Source organism: Belliella kenyensis (genome assembly GCF_022549675.1).
Classification (GTDB): domain Bacteria; phylum Bacteroidota; class Bacteroidia; order Cytophagales; family Cyclobacteriaceae; genus Belliella; species Belliella kenyensis.
Genome location: NZ_JAKZGR010000010.1, coordinates 1 through 17,448 on the forward strand (window position 1 = coordinate 1; position 17,448 = coordinate 17,448).

Annotated in this window: 17 protein-coding genes and 1 tRNA gene; 6 read left to right on the forward strand and 12 right to left on the reverse strand. The window is 37.4% G+C overall.

From position 1 onward, the window contains the following. Positions 1-276: 276 nt before the first annotated feature. Together MM214_RS11440 and rlmH are read right to left on the reverse strand one after the other, a co-directional pair. Positions 277-3,069 (reverse strand): M16 family metallopeptidase, encoded by a 2,793-nt coding sequence (locus MM214_RS11440; protein WP_241295571.1) that lies wholly within the window; start codon positions 3,067-3,069, stop codon positions 277-279. A 182-nt stretch (positions 3,070-3,251) separates the two neighbouring features. Further along, on the reverse strand, positions 3,252-3,725 hold the full coding sequence (rlmH, locus tag MM214_RS11445; protein ID WP_241295573.1) for a 23S rRNA (pseudouridine(1915)-N(3))-methyltransferase RlmH: 474 nt from the start codon (positions 3,723-3,725) through the stop codon (positions 3,252-3,254). Between the two features lie 380 nt (positions 3,726-4,105). Here rlmH and MM214_RS11450 point away from each other — a divergent pair, with 380 nt between their 5' ends. Further along, complete coding sequence (locus tag MM214_RS11450; RefSeq protein ID WP_241295579.1) at positions 4,106-4,609, forward strand: fasciclin domain-containing protein; 504 nt, start codon at positions 4,106-4,108, stop codon at positions 4,607-4,609. 199 nt (positions 4,610-4,808) lie between these two features. On the opposite strand, the gene MM214_RS11455 is transcribed toward MM214_RS11450, so the two are convergent. Continuing rightward, positions 4,809-5,288, reverse strand: a complete 480-nt coding sequence (locus tag MM214_RS11455; protein ID WP_241295580.1) for a YcxB family protein — start codon at positions 5,286-5,288, stop codon at positions 4,809-4,811. Between the two features lie 168 nt (positions 5,289-5,456). Between MM214_RS11455 and MM214_RS11460 the strand changes: the two genes are divergently transcribed. Further along, entirely contained in the window at positions 5,457-5,687 is a 231-nt protein-coding gene (locus MM214_RS11460) for a hypothetical protein (RefSeq protein ID WP_241295581.1), read from the forward strand. Positions 5,688-5,745: 58 nt separating this feature from the next. On the opposite strand, the gene MM214_RS11465 is transcribed toward MM214_RS11460, so the two are convergent. Both MM214_RS11465 and MM214_RS11470 read right to left on the reverse strand, forming a co-directional pair. After that, positions 5,746-6,168: a Fur family transcriptional regulator gene (locus MM214_RS11465; RefSeq protein WP_241295870.1), complete on the reverse strand. Its 423-nt coding sequence runs from the start codon at positions 6,166-6,168 to the stop codon at positions 5,746-5,748. A 133-nt stretch (positions 6,169-6,301) separates the two neighbouring features. Then, entirely contained in the window at positions 6,302-8,821 is a 2,520-nt protein-coding gene (locus MM214_RS11470; protein ID WP_241295582.1) for a zinc-dependent metalloprotease, read from the reverse strand. 363 nt (positions 8,822-9,184) lie between these two features. On the opposite strand from MM214_RS11470, the gene MM214_RS11475 reads away from it, so the two are divergent. After that, positions 9,185-10,051, forward strand: a complete 867-nt coding sequence (locus MM214_RS11475) for a mechanosensitive ion channel family protein (protein ID WP_241295583.1) — start codon at positions 9,185-9,187, stop codon at positions 10,049-10,051. A 47-nt stretch (positions 10,052-10,098) separates the two neighbouring features. Here MM214_RS11475 and MM214_RS11480 read toward each other — a convergent pair whose 3' ends face one another. Genes MM214_RS11480 through MM214_RS11490 form a run of 3 tightly spaced genes read right to left on the reverse strand, consistent with a single transcriptional unit; the run spans position 10,099 to position 11,952 of the window. Then, positions 10,099-10,272, reverse strand: a complete 174-nt coding sequence (locus tag MM214_RS11480) for a hypothetical protein (RefSeq protein ID WP_241295585.1) — start codon at positions 10,270-10,272, stop codon at positions 10,099-10,101. Positions 10,273-10,309: 37 nt separating this feature from the next. Further along, entirely contained in the window at positions 10,310-11,503 is a 1,194-nt protein-coding gene (locus tag MM214_RS11485; protein ID WP_241295587.1) for a GTP-binding protein, read from the reverse strand. Between the two features lie 2 nt (positions 11,504-11,505). Beyond that, positions 11,506-11,952: a hypothetical protein gene (locus MM214_RS11490; protein ID WP_241295589.1), complete on the reverse strand. Its 447-nt coding sequence runs from the start codon at positions 11,950-11,952 to the stop codon at positions 11,506-11,508. 352 nt (positions 11,953-12,304) lie between these two features. Between MM214_RS11490 and metK the strand changes: the two genes are divergently transcribed. Beyond that, positions 12,305-13,558: a methionine adenosyltransferase gene (metK, locus tag MM214_RS11495; RefSeq protein WP_241295591.1), complete on the forward strand. Its 1,254-nt coding sequence runs from the start codon at positions 12,305-12,307 to the stop codon at positions 13,556-13,558. Between the two features lie 72 nt (positions 13,559-13,630). On the opposite strand, the gene MM214_RS11500 is transcribed toward metK, so the two are convergent. Beyond that, on the reverse strand, positions 13,631-13,870 hold the full coding sequence (locus MM214_RS11500) for a hypothetical protein (protein WP_241295593.1): 240 nt from the start codon (positions 13,868-13,870) through the stop codon (positions 13,631-13,633). Between the two features lie 12 nt (positions 13,871-13,882). Beyond that, a complete protein-coding gene (locus MM214_RS11505; protein WP_241295596.1) occupies positions 13,883-14,239 on the reverse strand; it encodes an RDD family protein in 357 nt (118 codons plus the stop codon). A 277-nt stretch (positions 14,240-14,516) separates the two neighbouring features. On the opposite strand from MM214_RS11505, the gene MM214_RS11510 reads away from it, so the two are divergent. After that, positions 14,517-16,322, forward strand: coding sequence for a TrkH family potassium uptake protein (locus MM214_RS11510; RefSeq protein WP_241295598.1), 1,806 nt, complete (start codon positions 14,517-14,519; stop codon positions 16,320-16,322). Between the two features lie 33 nt (positions 16,323-16,355). Beyond that, complete coding sequence (locus MM214_RS11515; RefSeq protein WP_241295600.1) at positions 16,356-17,045, forward strand: potassium channel family protein; 690 nt, start codon at positions 16,356-16,358, stop codon at positions 17,043-17,045. A gap of 28 nt (positions 17,046-17,073) precedes the next feature. Here the strand turns inward: MM214_RS11515 and MM214_RS11520 are convergent. Both MM214_RS11520 and MM214_RS11525 read right to left on the reverse strand, forming a co-directional pair. Further along, positions 17,074-17,173 (reverse strand) — tRNA-Arg (locus MM214_RS11520). Beyond that, a complete protein-coding gene (locus tag MM214_RS11525; RefSeq protein ID WP_241295601.1) occupies positions 17,164-17,415 on the reverse strand; it encodes a GIY-YIG nuclease family protein in 252 nt (83 codons plus the stop codon). The genes MM214_RS11520 and MM214_RS11525 overlap by 10 nt, the downstream gene beginning before the upstream one ends. Positions 17,416-17,448 lie beyond the last annotated feature (33 nt).

The following is a 17,448-nucleotide window of genomic DNA, read 5'->3' on the forward strand; positions in this document are numbered from 1 at the left end:
AAGCATCCAAAAAGCAACTTATTGGGATAGGTGTGTCCATACGGAAAATCCGAGTCATTTTCATACAAAAACTAATCCTAAATTGTACTTTTTCAATCCGAAATTGACTCGTGGATCAAGGGTCAAATACATAAAAAAAGAAAGTAGAGCTTAGTTTAAACCCTACTTTCTAATTCCTGACGAATTTTCCAATAAGCCCTAGATATATCGGAATGTAATTGGCAAAGTTCCGTATATCCATATTTATTTCTTTTGTAAGTTAAGATTAGAAACACTTTATTTGGCAGGGAACCGCTGGATCTCAAGCAAATTCTCAGGTGTCAGGAAAGCTATCGCTGCTTCTTGAATACGGTCGGCCGTTACAGCTTCTATGGAAGCTTTACCGTCTAGGATGCTTTCCCATTCAAATCCATAAGTTCTTATAGCTGACATTTGACCATTCCAAAAATTGTTCCTTTTCAGATTTTCCTCATAAGCTATTCTTCTTTTTTCCTTTACCTTATTAAGGTCATCTTCTGTCGGGCCGTTTTCTTGTATCTTTCTCACTTCTTTCCAAGCTGCCTCCGTCAATTTGTCCACCATATCTGGACTGCATGGGAATTGGATAGAAAAACTGAAATTGTCTACAGGCTGAATACTCATGCTTCCACTTGCTCCAGCACCATAGACGCCACCAATTTCTTCTCTAAGGTTTTCGATCAATTTGATCGTAAGGATTTCACCTAAGTAGCTGATATCAGCTGCTTTTTTGCGATCGTAAGTTGTTTCGCCTGAGAAAAACATAATAACTTGAGACTTTTCATCTGTGCCCACTTCGATTCTCTCTTTTTTACCTCTTGGTCTACGGATACCTAAATCTACAAACTCATCTTTTTGGTCTGGATTGCCAGGTAGGCTTCCGATGTATTGCTCTATCAAAGGCTTGAAAGTAGCTAGGTCAATGTTTCCTGTAAAGAAAAATTCAAAATTGGCAGCGTTAGAAAATCTATCTGCATAGATTTCTAGACCTCTATCAATATCAATTTGATCATAATCCTCTGGGTCAAATATTCCACTAGCTCTTGGATGACCATTTGCCAGGATTTTATTGATAGCTTTTGAAAATTGAAAATCTGGATTGGCTTGCGCTCCTTCAAGTTGTGTCTTTTGATTGGCTTTATATACTTCATAAAGCTCAGCATCTTTGCGTGGTTTTGAAAAGTATAAATGCATCAACTGCATGGCGGTCTCTAGATCCTTTGGTGAAGTCACCCCTGATATAGATTGTGAATATGTGCTGATATTAGGCGTCAAAGACACAGTTTTTCCAGCCATTACTTTTTTTAAATCTGTTGGAGAAAAATCTCCTATACCCATGACATTGACCATCACACCAGCATTGCTAGCAGTCAAATGATCTTCATCGGCATACAATGATGTGCCTCCTTTTCCAATCACATTGATAAGTATCTCATCATTTTTGAAATCAGTAGATTTGATAAATACTTTTGCTCCGTTTGATAGGGTCAGCTCTTGTATGTCTACAGATGCTATGTTTTCTGAAGAGGTTATTTTACCTGCTTTTGGTAGGTCAGTAATGAGGTCTTCAGCCAATAGTTTTTCTTCGTATGGTGTCAGTTGCATCTGCTCTACCGCATCAAAGAGTGCTAGCACTTCCTCTTCCCTTGGCAGGTTCTCTTTTTCCTTGTCTGGAGCTGTGATCACAATGACCCTGTTGTCATCTCTTACAAGCACTTTGGCCAAAGCATTGATTTCTTCCAGGCTGATTTGAGGCATTACTTCTTGGTAGAACTCATATCTCCACTGCTGATCTTCTGCAAAGCTTCCCTCAAGGAAATGGGATACATATTTGCCTACCAAGGATCCTGATTCCGCTTTGTTCATCTCCTTTGCAGCTCTTTCAGCTGAATTCATCAAGGATTTTTTGACTCTTTCTAATTCTTGATCGGTGAATCCAAATTGAGCTACCCGCTCATTTTCTTCTATCAGTGCCTTTATGGCTATACTCGCTTTGCCTGGAGCCACTGCCCCAGAAGTTGAGAAATAGTCTAGATCTCTTACAAAATTGCCATATCCTGCTCCTGCATAGATGAATGGTGCATCGGACTTTTGCCTGATTTCATCCAACCTTTGACTAAGCATGCCACTGTACAATCTCCTCTTTAGAATGTTTTTGTAATCTTCTACCGTCTTGGTAGGTAGAGCTTTATGCTTATAATACAGCTGAATCTGTATCCCGGGTGATTCGTGATCAGTAGCGATAGTTACGAAAGTTTCATCGTGCTCTGGCACTGTGAAAGATTGCCTTTCTTTTGAATCTTTTGGATTTTCTAGTCCAGAAAAGAATTCTTGAATCAAAGCTTCTAATTTGTCGGGATCTTCATCACCCACTGCCACTACTGCCATCAGATCTGGCCTATACCAATCTTTATAAAACCTTCTGATTGTCTCGTATTCGAAGTTTTCGACTATATCCATCTTTCCGATAGGAAGTCTATCTGCATATTTGCTATCATGAAGTAATACAGGTAAAAATTTGTCCCTGATTCTTTGGCTATAACCTTGGCCTGTTCGCCATTCTTCTACAATTATCCCTCTCTCTCCATCGATATCATCTTCTTCCATCAGTACGCCCCCAGCCCAATCTGCTAGAACCATAAATCCGCTCCTAAGTTTTTCCTCATCATCTGAAGGTATAGGTAATATATAGACTGTTTCATCAAAACCTGTATAAGCATTCAAATCACCACCAAATGACACACCAATTGATTGTAAGTAGCTTATCAGTTCATTTTTTTCAAAATTTCTTGTTCCATTGAAAGCCATGTGCTCCGTAAAATGAGCTAAACCTGCTTGGTCATCTTCTTCCAAAATGGACCCTACATTGACGGCAAGTCTTAGTTCTACTTTCTTCTCAGGCTTTGGATTTTGCTGCACATAGTAGGTCAGTCCATTGGCTAATTTTCCAGTTCTCACACGAGAATCTAGAGGGACATCATTTTGTGCGAGACTAGGTAAAGTGCTTATTAGCCAAATGCCTATCAAAATCAACGTATATTTTGTTTTCATAATTTTTGTAAATTCAAACATTTGGTAAAATATCATATCAACTTTAGATTTGGAAAAATGAAATGTTATAATGTGTTAATTCTTATCATTTTGATTATGAATGCAGATTTCTTGATACAATAGGATATGATTGTCCATTGCTAGACTGTAGGAAACATTTATACAAATAAAAGATCACTTCTCTATTCATGATGATATGGCTCATTTCTCAATATGGTATATGCCCGATATACCTGTTCTATGAAAAAAGGGCGTACCATTTGATGTGAAAATGTCATCTTGGAAAGGGATATTTTTCCGTTTGACCTTTGATAAACTGCTTCTGAAAAACCATAAGGTCCACCGATAACGAAGATGAGTTGCTTTAACCCCGCATTCATCTTTTTTTGCATGAAATTAGAAAAATCTATTGAACTGTATTGCTTACCATGCTCATCCAAAAGTATCAACTCATCCGATGGTAGGATTTTTTTCAAGATGAGCTCGCCCTCTTTTTCTTTTTGAATCAGCTCTGAGAGTGATTTAGAATTTTTCAAATCTGGAATGATTTCCAACTCAAATTTGATATAAAAATTTACACGTTTGGTGTATTCATCGATCAAATCGACAATTGATTTGTGGTCTGTTTTACCTACTGCTATGAGCTTGATTTGCATGATGCAAAGTTACTTTTGATTTTTAATAAAATGATAATCTTATATTGAATGTTTCGATTCAGGAGTTTTCAGTGTTTTTCTCTATTTTTTCATTGCAATTATGTTTTATTATTTATTGATGATGCCATTTCAGTATTCTTTTTAAAATGAAAATAAATAGGTGGCATATTTATTATAAATTGTCTTTTTAGAAATATATGTTGTCAGGATGTTGTTTTAATTAAAAATATTTCTTCGAAAAATACATGAACGATTGATTAATAGAGCTGTGTGTGACTTTTTTGTCACTTTTGTTTTTTTTTGAAAAAAAATGTAACTGATTGATAAACAAAGTACTGCCTTTTTGAATTTATAAGCCATAAACCAAAAACTATTTAACTATGAAAAAATTACTAGCATTTGCTTTGATGGTTGCTTTTTTTACAACCACAGCATTCACTCTAAACAATGACTCAAGTTTAAAATCAGCTGATGCTGACATCGTTGACTTGGCCGCACAGACTGATTTTCTTTCTACACTAGTGGCTGCTGTAAAAGCTGGAGACTTGGTAGATGTACTCAAAGGAGATGGTCCTTTCACTGTATTTGCTCCAAGTAATGAAGCTTTTGCAAAGCTACCTGCAGGAACAGTAGAGACACTTCTGAAGCCTGAAAACAAAGATCAGCTGGTGCAAATATTAACATATCATGTCGTACCAGGAAAAGTTTACTCAAAAGACTTAAAAGATGGTATGACAGCAACTACTGCTCAGGGAAAAGATGTGAAAATATCTTTGAAAGATGGAAAAGCAAAAGTAAATGGAGCTGCTGTAACTACAGCTGACATTGAAGCTTCAAATGGTGTAGTTCATGTGATTGACTCAGTCATCATGCCATCTATGTAATATGAGATTTTGAAAATTACCAATAAAAAAGGCCTTCTCTCTAGCAAAAAGGCCTTTTTTATTGATTTATACCTGAAAATGATTTAAGAATACTATTAAATAGTAGCGTTAGCTTTTTGATAAATAGTTGGAATTTGTAAAATTCGAGATATTGCTAACAATTTTTCAATAAAGCATGCCAAGTATTTACTTCTATACCTTAAGATTCACTGATGTAGCCTTTCCTTTTAAGGATAGTTTCTACAAATCTTTTATCATTTTCAGAATTGAAAATTTTATAAGGAAGGTGAATAAATTGAGCTTTGGACATGACTAGAACGAACGCATCTTTTGTCTGTTGTACACTCTTGATCATCCCCCAGTTCACAGGCATACCTTGTTTTGCATTCAGTTTCATTAGGATTTGTCTGCTATCTATTTCATAAGCAAGCTTCTCAAACATTACCTTGTTTTGCTCCATTTGAGTGACTCCAGTAAATTGAATGACCCAAAAAAGAATATAGAGGATATAGGCCAATATAGCCATGCTTATCCACCACCAGGATGGGATCCATAAGTACCCACATCCAATAGCAATAGCAATCAGAATTACCCACCATTGTTCCTTGAGTACATTGACCAGCCCCATTTTTATATAAGTACCAGCTTCAAGTTTGTATTTTTTTGTTTTTACTATCATTATGCTAATTTTTCAGTGTGCAAATATCCGATGATCTCTGATATTTACCAAGCTAAAGCTTAAACCTTTGGCAATTTTTACGGTTTATAGAATAAATTTGAAATAGTTCTTGTCAAATGATTGAAAGTTTGAACTATATATCATAACTTAAGGGAAATTTTCGCAAATATGAGTAGCCTGTTAGTCGATTTAATTCTCCTCGGACTCGCCTATGTGGTGCTGATATATATTGTAGCTACACTTACCAAACCTCATGCTCAAAAAGGTAAAAATAAAGGCGAAGATGGAGAAGGGGGAGTAGAAGATTATACTCCGCCAAAGATTGATTTGCCTCCAGGTGTGATATGGTATTCGGAATTAGAAAAATCCAAATCTGATCAAGCAACAATTGAGTTCTAATTTAAATCAAATGAAGCTGTAGAGAAAGTTTTCTATTTTTATATCTCCTAACTTATTCTTAGTTACATTTATTGCAAATTCCTTGAATCAAAAGATTCGTTTCCTTATTAATAAAACCTTCTGGAAGTTTGATTTTCGGTAATGTTGAGTCTTCCAGGCAGATGGTTTTTCCACATTTTTCACATTTGAAATGTACATGTTCATGGTCGTGATGATGGTCTCCTTTGGTATGGTCATGCGAACATAGGGCATATTTAGTAGCACCACTATCATCAAGTACTTTGTGTATGAGGTCTTTTTCCAAAAAAGTTTTCAAAGTACGGTACAAAGTCACTCTGTCAAAATCGTCTTTTAGAACAAACTCTAAATCTGCGTGGGAAAGTGCCGCATCTTTGTCTAAAAAAGTTTTCAATACTTCTTGTCTGCAGCTTGTTACGCGAAGATCATGATCTTGTAATATTTTCAATGGAGAAATAGCCATGCGTTTAGGTACATTTTCTGAATAGGTAAAAATAGAGATAATTTTCCTTTCTACCACAATTTCACCCTACAGCATAAGCAGAAAGGCTACTGGATTCCCAGTAGCCTTTTGATAAGTCATGATTTGCTTGATTTTATTTTGGGTCTAAGATAAGCTTGATACGTTCCAAAGCATCTTCAAGGTGAAGTTTTGATGCCCTATCCGAGGTTTTTCCAATTGCAGAAGAGACTTGCCTTTGGAGAGTTTTGAGCTCTCCTCTTACTATTGGTCTGATATCGGACTGGGAAGCATTGATCACAGGACCAAATCTTCTCGTCATTGGAGAATTTGGCTCATCATTGGTCATTAGGTATTCAAGTCTTTCGATATGTGCTCTCTGTAAAGTTCTCCTATGAATGTCTATAGCTTTGCCAGAAGGCAATTCTGTCCAAATACCTCCCCTTAGGTCATCAAACAATTCGAGCATACTGTAGGCATTTTTACTATTCAATGCCTCATTTTCGATTACTCTGCCGAGCCTGCCCCAGTCTAGGATACCATTGAGAGTTCCTACTTGTACAGCTCTGATTCTTTCAATTGCTCCAAAATCTCCAATTCGGGAAATTATTTCTTGATCCATCAACCATGTCGGAGTGGAAAATAACTCCTTGTTTAGGAATTGTACTGCTCTTTTTTGTGTCACTTTGTCTGTATGAACATATACTGGCTCACCTTGACCAGTTGATTTGTATAGTTCATACACACCACCTACATTGGTTCTCACATGACCCATGTACCGATTGTATTGTCCGATAACCTGTCCATACATCTCTTCAAGATCAGCATAATCTTTGTAAGGTTTGTCTTCTTCTGCTGTCCAAAGTATAAGATTTGGTAGGATGACTTTCAAGTTTTTGATTCCATAGTCTGATGCTTTCATGGCATCATCTCCTAGGTCTTCACTCTGTGTACTCGGATCGTAATTATTTCCTTGACGACCAAATCTGTAGATTGGGTCATCAGCTTTTTCCAATATCCATTGATCCAGAATAGGTTGCTCATCTTCTGGAGTCTTGGCATCGAGGATAGGCTTATAACCCCACATGATTGAGTACTTGTCATATGGGCCTACGTTTGGCATGAGGCTTACGTCCTTGTCACCTGGCTGTGCGATGTAGTTGAATCTGGCATAATCCATGATAGAAGGGGCAGTGCTATACTTAGCTGTAAAGGTAGCAGAGCGCAGTGAGTCTACTGGATAAGCATGTGAAGAAGCAAAATTGTGTGGTAGTCCCAATGTATGACCCACCTCATGTGAGGATACAAACTGAATCAATCTGCCCATCACTTCTTCTCGGAAGTTTACACCTCTAGCCTCTGGATTCACGGCTGCTGTTTGTATAAAGAACCAGTTTCTTAGCAGGTTCATTACGTTGTGATACCATCCGATATCAGACTCTATGATTTCTCCAGACCTTGGGTCAGATACGTGAGGTCCATATGCATTTTGTATATCTGAAGCAAAATACCTGATTACTGAATACCTTGCGTCCTCTGGACTCCAATCGGGGTCTTCTTCTTTAGTGGGCGCATCTTTTGCAATGATGGCGTTTTTGAAGCCTGCTAGCTCGAAAGCTGCCTGCCAATCTTCAACTCCTTGCTTCAGGTAAGGTATCCACTGACTTGGAGTGGCTGGGTCGATGTAGAATACGATCGGCTTTTTAGGCTCTACTAGTTCACCATTTCGGTATTTTTCGTAATCTTCTTCTTTGACCTCTAATCTCCATCTGTCCAAAAATCTCTGGGAAGTAGCCTTCTGCTGATCCAAACCGTAATCTACAACAGATCTGCTGAACCAGCCAACACGTCTATCAGCAAGCCTTTTCATCATGGGTTCTTTAGGGAGTAGAACCATCGAAGAATTCATCTCTACGGTGATCAGCCCAGTGCTTGAATTGGAAGGAGGGTCAGTAGCTGCGTATGTCATGACATAGCGAGCTTCGATGTTCATTGGAAATGTGCTTATTCTGTCGATGTATGACCTGTCAGTGTCTAGTCTAGTGACTTTGTATTGTGTTCTGTTGTTTTTTGGTAGGCCAAGAGCCTGTACATCTTTGCTGAAAAGATCGGTGACTTCAATCACTACCCCTTTGTCATCCTTAGCTAATGCCTTGATATCAAACTTTTGAAGGATTGGTTCTAAGTTTGAATTTTTTACTGCTATTGCTATAGGCAGTGAATCCGCCGCAGTATTTGTGTATGAAACTACCCTCAGCAGCACATTGTCTTTGTCTCTGTCCCATCTCACGAGTAGGGTGTTTGTACGTTCTCCTCCATATCCGATTCCTTCGGCAGTTCTGGCTATGGTGGTGACGATGAGCATCTCCCTACCAAGCATTTCTTCAGGGATTTCATAAAAAAATTTACCCTCTAGCTCATGAACATTGAATAGGCCTTCTTTAGATTTGGCTTTGGAGGTAATTACTTCTTGAAATGGTTTTGGGCCAGATTTGGTGGTTTGAGGTTTTTGGGAAGTACTTGTTTCTGTGGGTGGGGTGGAGGAAGCCTTGTTTTTTTTCTTCTGGGCCATTGTGTCTTGTGCAAAGAGCAATGAACCCAATACTAGCGCTCCCATGAATCCTTGACGGATTTTGGTGAGGGTATAATTCTTCATATAGATTTTAGTTGACATAAATTTAACTTTGAAGTTAAGCCTCAATTTTAATTTTTGTGTGAAGGCTTGAGTTTAAATTTGACAAGCGGTGCTTCAATTCAATAGGTGGCTCGAAGTCGATTTTTATAGAAAAAACTATTGGGGAATAAATGCTAATTTTTAGGTCTTAAGATAATCTTATATTTGCAATTTGGAGCATTCATAAAGTATGTTTTATTAAGTTTTGGCTGAATCAAAAATGGATCTTGTTTTTGAGGCAAGATTTTTGTTTAATTTTGCACTGCGAATTCATTTTGCGTTCAGTTTTTCGAAAACTTAAACCTTTGAACTTAATTAAATTTTAAATTGTAAAAAATCGTAATTATGGAATTAAATTTAGACATGATTGATGTAATTCAGGCAAAATTTGTGGATTTTTTGTTTGACTATGGTCCTAAAATCATTGGGTCTTTGATCACATTTTTTATTGGTAAATACATTATCAATTTCTTAATGAGGGGATTGACGAATCTCTTTTTGAAATATGATATTGATGCATCGCTCACTTCTTTTCTGACGAGTTTATTTAGAGCAATCCTGTATATTATTCTTTTCATCACTATTGCTACACAGCTTGGGATGGAGCTTACTTCTTTTATAGCAATCTTGGGTGCTGCTGGTTTGGCAATTGGCTTGGCATTGCAAGGGTCTCTATCTAACTTTGCTGGTGGGGTTTTGATTTTGATTTTCAAGCCTTTCAAAGTAGGAGATACCATAGAAGCTCAGGGTACATTGGGAGCAGTGGAAGTTATTGATATTTTGTACACAAAAGTCAGAAACTTTGACAATAGAGTAGTGACAATTCCAAATGGTGCTTTGGCTAATAACTCGATCATTAACCTTTCCCAAAAGCCTACACGGAGAGTGGAAATGGCAGTAGGAGTTGCGTATGGCACTGACCTCAAAAAAACAAGATCTGTGATTTTGGATGTGTTGAAAAAAGATGAAAGGATACATGCTGATCCAGAGCCAGTGGTCAAATTTACAAGCTTTGGAGACAGTTCTTTGGACTTAGTGGTAAGATGCTGGACTGATGCAGGAGACCTTTGGCCAGTATATTGGGACAATATGGAAGCTCTGAAGGAGGCGTTTGAAGCCAATGATATAGAAATTCCATTCCCTCAAAGAGATGTCAATCACTACTACCCAGAAGGCAAACCTGGAGAGCAGTCTGATGCAAAGAAGGATTGATAATGAACGAATATTGCAAAAAAGCTATCCAAAATGGATAGCTTTTTTTATTTTGATTCCTTAGAATCCTCAGGTTTACCTTTATTTAATTTCTTTGAAGTTCTGGCACATCCTATCCCTTGAGTGAGGGATATATCCGGAGAAATACCTCCAAATCCTTCTTCCAAGTCCCATTCCTCAGCAATTTTCTCCTCTTTATTTTCTTTCTTCTTTTTGCTCATACTTTATTTGAACGTGTTTTACAGATAAAGGTGACGCTTATATTGGCCAATTGTCTGTAAATTTTTTACCATTCAAATAATCTTTGATTTCACTTCTATTAAGCAAGCAATCCTCCAGCTCTTTCTGGACTTTTTCTTGATCCATGTGCTGACCTATGATGACTATTTCGTTTTTTCTGTCACCAAAGTTTTTGTCCCAGTTGGCTTCAATAAATCTTCTGTTGTCAATATACGATGCATATCTCGTTCTATCTTTGAAAGGCATACTTGCCCACCACACTCCTACTGGCTCAGCTTTCACCGATCCGCCAGCTTGTGACCATGACAAAGCGTGATCTTTGCGCGAGGCGATGTAAAACAACCCTTTACTTCTGATTACATTTCCTGGCCAATTGAAAGATATAAAATCCCAAAAGCGCTGTGGATGAAATGGAACTTTACTTCTAAAAACGAATGAAGAGATGCCATACTCTTCCGTCTCTGGTAGGTGTTCGTTCTCTAGTTCTGCAATCCATCCTGCGGAGTTGGATGCCTCATCAAAGTCAAACATGCCTGTATTGAGAATTTCTTCGGGGGCAACGATGCTATTTTGTGTCACTAAGACCTTGGCACCAGGATTTAGCTTGTTCAGTATGGCTTTAAGCTCTGCTAGATGATCAGCACTTACCAAGTCAGCTTTGTTTATCAAGATTACATTGGCAAATTCGATTTGATCTGTGAGCAAGTTTACGATGCTTCTGTTGTCTTCTGGGTCTTCATTGAGCTGTTTAGAGTGTACAGTCTCGGCACTTCCAAAATCTTTGTAAAAATTGAATGCATCCACAACCGTCACCAGTGTGTCTAGCCTGCTGAACTTGGATAGATCTATGCCTTTTTCTTCATCTATAAAGCTAAATGTCTGAGCCACTGGAAGTGGCTCTGAAATACCTGAACTCTCTATGATGAGATAGTCGAACCTATTTTCAGAGGCAAGTTTCTCCACCTCAATCATCAAGTCTTCACGTAAGGTGCAACAGATGCAACCATTACTCATTTCGACGAGTTTTTCTTCTGTGCGGGACAAAGTGTTTTCCTGCCTCACAAGTTCTGCATCTACATTGATCTCACTCATGTCATTGACAATGACTGCTACTTTGAGACCAGCTTTGTTATGGAGAATGTGGTTTAGAAGGGTTGTTTTTCCAGCCCCCAAGAATCCACTAAGTACAGTTACAGGAAGTTTCTTTTGCATGTTTAGTCTAAGATGATTTCGGCATCTTGGAGTATAAAGTTCAGCTCTTCAATATCATCTTCGTTGAGCCTTAATATACCCTTGATTTTAACGATTTCATCCGTTTTGATTTTTCTATTCGGTTTCTTTTTCAAGTAGCCAACTACTATACTTTCTGGTCCAGCCCCACCGCAGAAAAAACATTCTGCTTGTGGAAATTTTGATAGTACAGCTATGTTTGAAGCATTCATCTCTAAGGGTATGTAAAATCCTGATACGGTGACTACTTTTCCTTCCAAAGCCTTGAGTTCATCGGGGAATTTTGGATAGAGGAAATACATCCCAAATTCCCTGTTTAGTTTTTCAATAAACCGTGTCTTTGAGAAAATTGCCCACATGTCTGGCTCAGGGCTAATCATACCACTCAAGAGAACAAGTCCTACTATGAATGTCAAAGTTTTCTTTATCATAAGTGTCCTTTTTAAAGTTTGATAAAAGACCCTAAGCAGAACCTAGAGTCTTTTTGTCAACCATCATCATTCGAATGAAGAGAACACTATATGAATGATATGGTTGCAAAGCTATAATATTACTTTATTAAATGCAACAATGTTGCAAAAATTTATTTTATGTCAATATCTACTAATTTTTGAAAGATTATAAGGTTACCTCAGATTCTGCATTTTATAATAACGTCAATTTGTCAATGAAAATTTGGGTCTGGTTAAAATTATTCTTGTATTTACCATTTGACAAATCTCTGCATTTTTTATTTCATTACTAAACCGTATTTTTACGCTTCGTTTCAAAACAGCAAAAAATATGTCATATTTATTCACCTCAGAATCTGTGTCTGAGGGTCACCCAGATAAAATAGCAGACCAGATATCTGACGCTCTTATTGATAACTTTTTGGCATTTGATCCAAGATCTAAAGTTGCCTGTGAGACATTGGTAACCACAGGTCAAGTTATTTTGGCAGGTGAAGTCAAATCAGACACCTATCTCGATGTGCAGAAAATTGCCAGAGATGTAATCAATAGAATTGGCTATACCAAAGGTGAATATATGTTTGACGGGAATTCATGTGGTGTATTGTCAGCCATTCATGAGCAGTCTCCAGATATCAATCAAGGTGTAGACAGAACTTCTCCAGAAGAGCAAGGAGCTGGAGATCAAGGGATGATGTTTGGTTACGCAACCAAAGAGACTGAGAATTTCATGCCTTTGGCCTTGGATCTTTCTCACAGGATACTAAAGGAGCTTGCAGCTTTCAGAAGATCAAATGATGAAATTGCTTATTTGAGACCTGATTCAAAAGCCCAAGTGACCATTGAATATTCTGATGATAATGTGCCACAGCGAATTGATGCAATTGTGATTTCTACCCAGCATGATGACTTTGCTGATGAACCTACAATGCTCGCAAAGATCAAAGAGGACATGATTTCCAAATTGATTCCAAAAGTGAAAGCTCAGCTGACTCCAGAGATTCAGGCTTTGTTCACAGAAGACATTACCTATCATATCAATCCCACAGGCAAGTTTGTGATCGGAGGACCTCATGGTGATACTGGATTGACAGGTAGAAAAATCATCGTGGATACTTATGGAGGAAAAGGTGCACATGGTGGAGGGGCATTTTCGGGAAAAGATCCTTCCAAAGTAGATAGATCAGCTGCCTATGCAACCAGACATATTGCTAAGAACATGGTGGCAGCCGGAATTGCTGATGAAATGCTCGTGCAGGTTTCCTATGCGATTGGCGTAGCAAAGCCTATGGGAATCTATGTGAATACTTATGGTACAGCAAAGGTGAATCTTACCGATGGAGAGATTGCTAAAAAAGTGGAGGAATTGTTTGACATGCGCCCTTACGCTATTGAGCAAAGACTTAAGCTAAGGTATCCAATATATGAAGAGACTGCGGCATATGGTCACATGGGCAGAGAAAATGAAGTAGTTAGCAAGACATTTTTCACACCAGATGGAAAATCTATAGATTTGGATGTGGAATTATTCACTTGGGAAAAGCTGGATTATGTAGATAAGATTAAAAAAGCATTTGAGATTTAAATCAAATGATCTAAATAAAACAAAAAATGCGGCTTAATAGCCGCATTTTTTGTTTTATTTGAAGAAAGATAATTAGTTTACTTTGCTCTCTGGCTTGTATATCGCTCCTGTAGCAAAATCTACAATCAAGCCTGGCATAAACAAGAGGATATTTGCCACTAAAGCACCAACCCTAACTTGCCTCTGAGGCTCTCCTGGTCCTGGCTTGGTTCTTTGGTATTCAGTAACTGGTCCGCCGAATACTGTTGCACAGCTAGAAAGCGTGGCAACTATCAATAGCATGGAAAGAATGTTTGTTAACGCTTTTTTCATTTGATTTTTAGTTTATGATTTGATTAATATAGTTTGCGATAAGTGATCATGCAGACCTTTTTCAGTAATGAAATAAGATATGAAATAAAAAGGCAATCCTCTTAACAAGCTTCTGATCAAGATTTGATAGAACTTAGGTTTACCCAAGGTGTTTTTATCCACTACTTTTGTTTTTGTAAAGGCTTTTCCAATGGTTTTACCAAAAAACAGCTCAGAACAAAAGTAATATAGAAAGTAAACACCAAGAAGTATATCTCTTACATAAGAGACATCGATAATTTCTTTGGTCAAGAATATAATAGCCAATGAAAAAATCAAATAGCAACCCATGTCTATGAAGAAGTTTGCAATTCTATATTTGAAATTCATTGGATTGAATATTTTGAAATGCTAACATATCAATATTTTTTTTAACCTAAAAGAGATTGCGTGTTTTTAAATTTTGAGTTGATTTAAATGTGCAGAATATGATCGAAAGCGATATTACCCGTTTTTGGGTACTATGCAACTAAAAAGAAGCTTATCTAAAATGAGATTATCCTTTTTCAAGATGTCTCTTTTAATCTTTGATTGTTTTTTCTTAAAGTTGATATGAAAATTTTTTCTCTTTATTTCTATTTTAATACCTTTCCGATTCTTTAAAGATATGGAAAGTAAGTTTTTCACAAGTCCAGATGAAAGGATCTTAAAGATCCGGAAATTATTTGAATTGAATAATACCATAATTCAATCCATTAGCATATTAGCATTCGCTATACTAGTTTTTGATTTGGGTTTTAGGGAAGAAGTTCACAGTGGAATAGTTGGCAAATTGTATTTTTCTCTTTTACTAATTTTGTCATTTGGGTATATCGTAAGGCTGTTTTCAAAAGCGGAGAAGTTTAGATTGGCGAGGCTTTTTGTAGAAATCTGTATTATTCTTTTTCTAGTCTTTGCCTCACTAGTAAATTTTCAAATCATTGAATTAGATAATACTTTGACAATCGGAAATCTGCAAGTCAAGGCATTCTTTGTCAATTTACTAGTCTTTGTGCTGTTTTTGATTGAGCTGAGTAAATTGGCCTTGAATGCCAATCAGCTGAGAATACATCCAGCTATGGTTTTTATTCTTAGCTTTTTGTTGGTGATTTTAGTCGGTACAGTCCTATTGTCCCTTCCTAATGCGACAGTTAGCGGAATCAGCTTCATAGACGCTTTGTTTACCTCAACTTCTGCTGTTTGTGTGACAGGACTGATTGTGCTGGATACCTCATCAGACTTTACATTTCTAGGCCAGTTTATCATCATGATGCTCTTTCAGATTGGAGGATTAGGGATGATGACCTTTACATCCTTCTTTGGATTCTTTTTTAAAGGCTCTTATTCTCTTCAAAACCAGTTGTTTCTCAAGGATTATATCAATGAGGAAAATATCGGTGCGATCAATTCCACCTTACTAAAAATAATTCTATTTACTTTATTGACTGAGGGTGTTGCAGCTTTGATGATCTCTTCGATAATTGATAGCAATTTGTTTGAAAACAAAGGGGATCAATTGTTTTTTTCTGTATTTCATGCCATATCGGGGTTTTGTAATGCTGGATTTTCAACGCTAGGGAATGGCTTATATGAAGCAGGATTTAGAGAAGAGTATACTGTACACCTGATTATTTCCTTTGCAATTATCTTGGGTGGTATAGGTTTTCCAGTAGTGTTGGGATACTATACTTACTTGAAACACGTGCTAGTTGGGACCAAAAAATTGATCACTGGAGAAGAAGATTATAAACATATACCTAGGGTCGCCAATGTCAATATCAGGTTGATTGTATACACAACGATGATCTTGCTTGTTGTAGGATTTGTTACCTATTGGATCTTTGAAAGCGAGCATACATTGAAAGGACTTTCAGGATATGGAAAATTTGTAACGGCCTTTTTCGGTTCAGTGACTCCAAGGACAGCAGGGTTCAATACAGTAGATATGTCTGCGCTAGCCATGCCAACAGTGCTCATCTATTTGATATTGATGTGGATAGGAGCTTCACCTGGTTCGACTGGAGGTGGATTGAAAACCAGTACAATTGCTGTGGCAGTTCTAAATGCTATCAGCATAGCCAAAGGGAAAAATAGAGTGGAAGTATTTAAAAGGCAAATAAGTAATGAGACGTTAAGAAAGGCGTTTGCGGTGATTTTGCTTTCTTTTCTGGTAATTGGTTTGGGGGTGTTTTTGGTCTTACTCTTGGATCCTGAATTGCCACTCATCAGTGTAGCTTTTGAAATATTTTCTGCATTTTCTACGGTGGGTCTTAGCCTTGGCATTACAGGGGATTTATCTACAGGAAGTAAGATTGTCGTATCCATCATCATGTTTCTAGGCAGGGTTGGTACTTTGACTGTTTTAATTGCTTTCATACAAAAAGCTAGAACGTTAAGATATAAGTATCCAGAAGAAGGGGTTTTCATCACTTAATGATTTAACAGGGTAAAAAATATAGCTGTAAAAATGAAATATATCATTGTAGGACTGGGGAATTTTGGCGGACATCTAGCCGCTAGACTCACTGCGTATGGTCACGAAGTGATCGGTGTAGACAGTAGTGAGGACAAGGTAGATGCGGTAAAAGATAAGATCACGCATGCTGTTGTCATGGACGCCACAGATGCTCAGGCTGTAAAAAATCTTCCTTGCAAAGATGCCGATGTGGTGATTATTGCTATAGGAGAGGATTTTGGGGCATCGATTATGGTAACCGCAATATTTAAGCAGTTGAACATAAAAAGATTGATAAGCAGATCGATCAATAAAATACATGAAACAGTAATCAAAGCCATTGGTGTGGATGAAATTCTGCATCCTGAAGAGGATTCGGCAGAGCGTATGGCTAAAAGCCTTCAGATGAAAGGGGTTATTGATTCGCTAGATGTGTCTGATGATTATAACATCATTGAAGTTCAGACGCCAAAAAGGTATGTGGGCTTGACCATTTCAGAGACAAAAATTAGACAAGATTATAACATCAATATCTTGAGCTTGATTAAAATGGAAGAGAAGTTGAATATTTTCGGAGTAAAATCAAAATCTAAGAAGGTTACTGGAGTAGTCACAGCCAATACCGTGATTGAAGAAGGGGATATTCTGCTACTTTTTGGGCATATCAAGGATATCAATACGATTCTGAATTTGACAGATTAACCTATTTTACAACTGATACAAATAATAGTAGCCGCGCTAGGGATCGAACCTAGATCTAGCGTTTAGGAAACGCTTGTTCTATCCCCGTCCGACTGGAGTCATCCGGGCGGGCATTGAACTACGCATCGAGTATTTTATTTAAGAATTTCCTGCCTCTAGAAGATTTGAAGTATTTTTCTCTTTTAATTGCCTCTTCTAGAGTTTTGAATTCTTCAAAATACACAATATCAAAAGGAATAAAAGGTTTTATAGATTTAGTCATTCCTGCATTATGCTGAGCCAATCTTTTCTGTAAATCTTTGCAATGACCCTTATAAAAATAGTCATAATCTCGACTTTTAAGAACGTATGTGTAGTAAACATCATCCATGTTTGTAGAAAAATTCCTCTGATACAAATAATA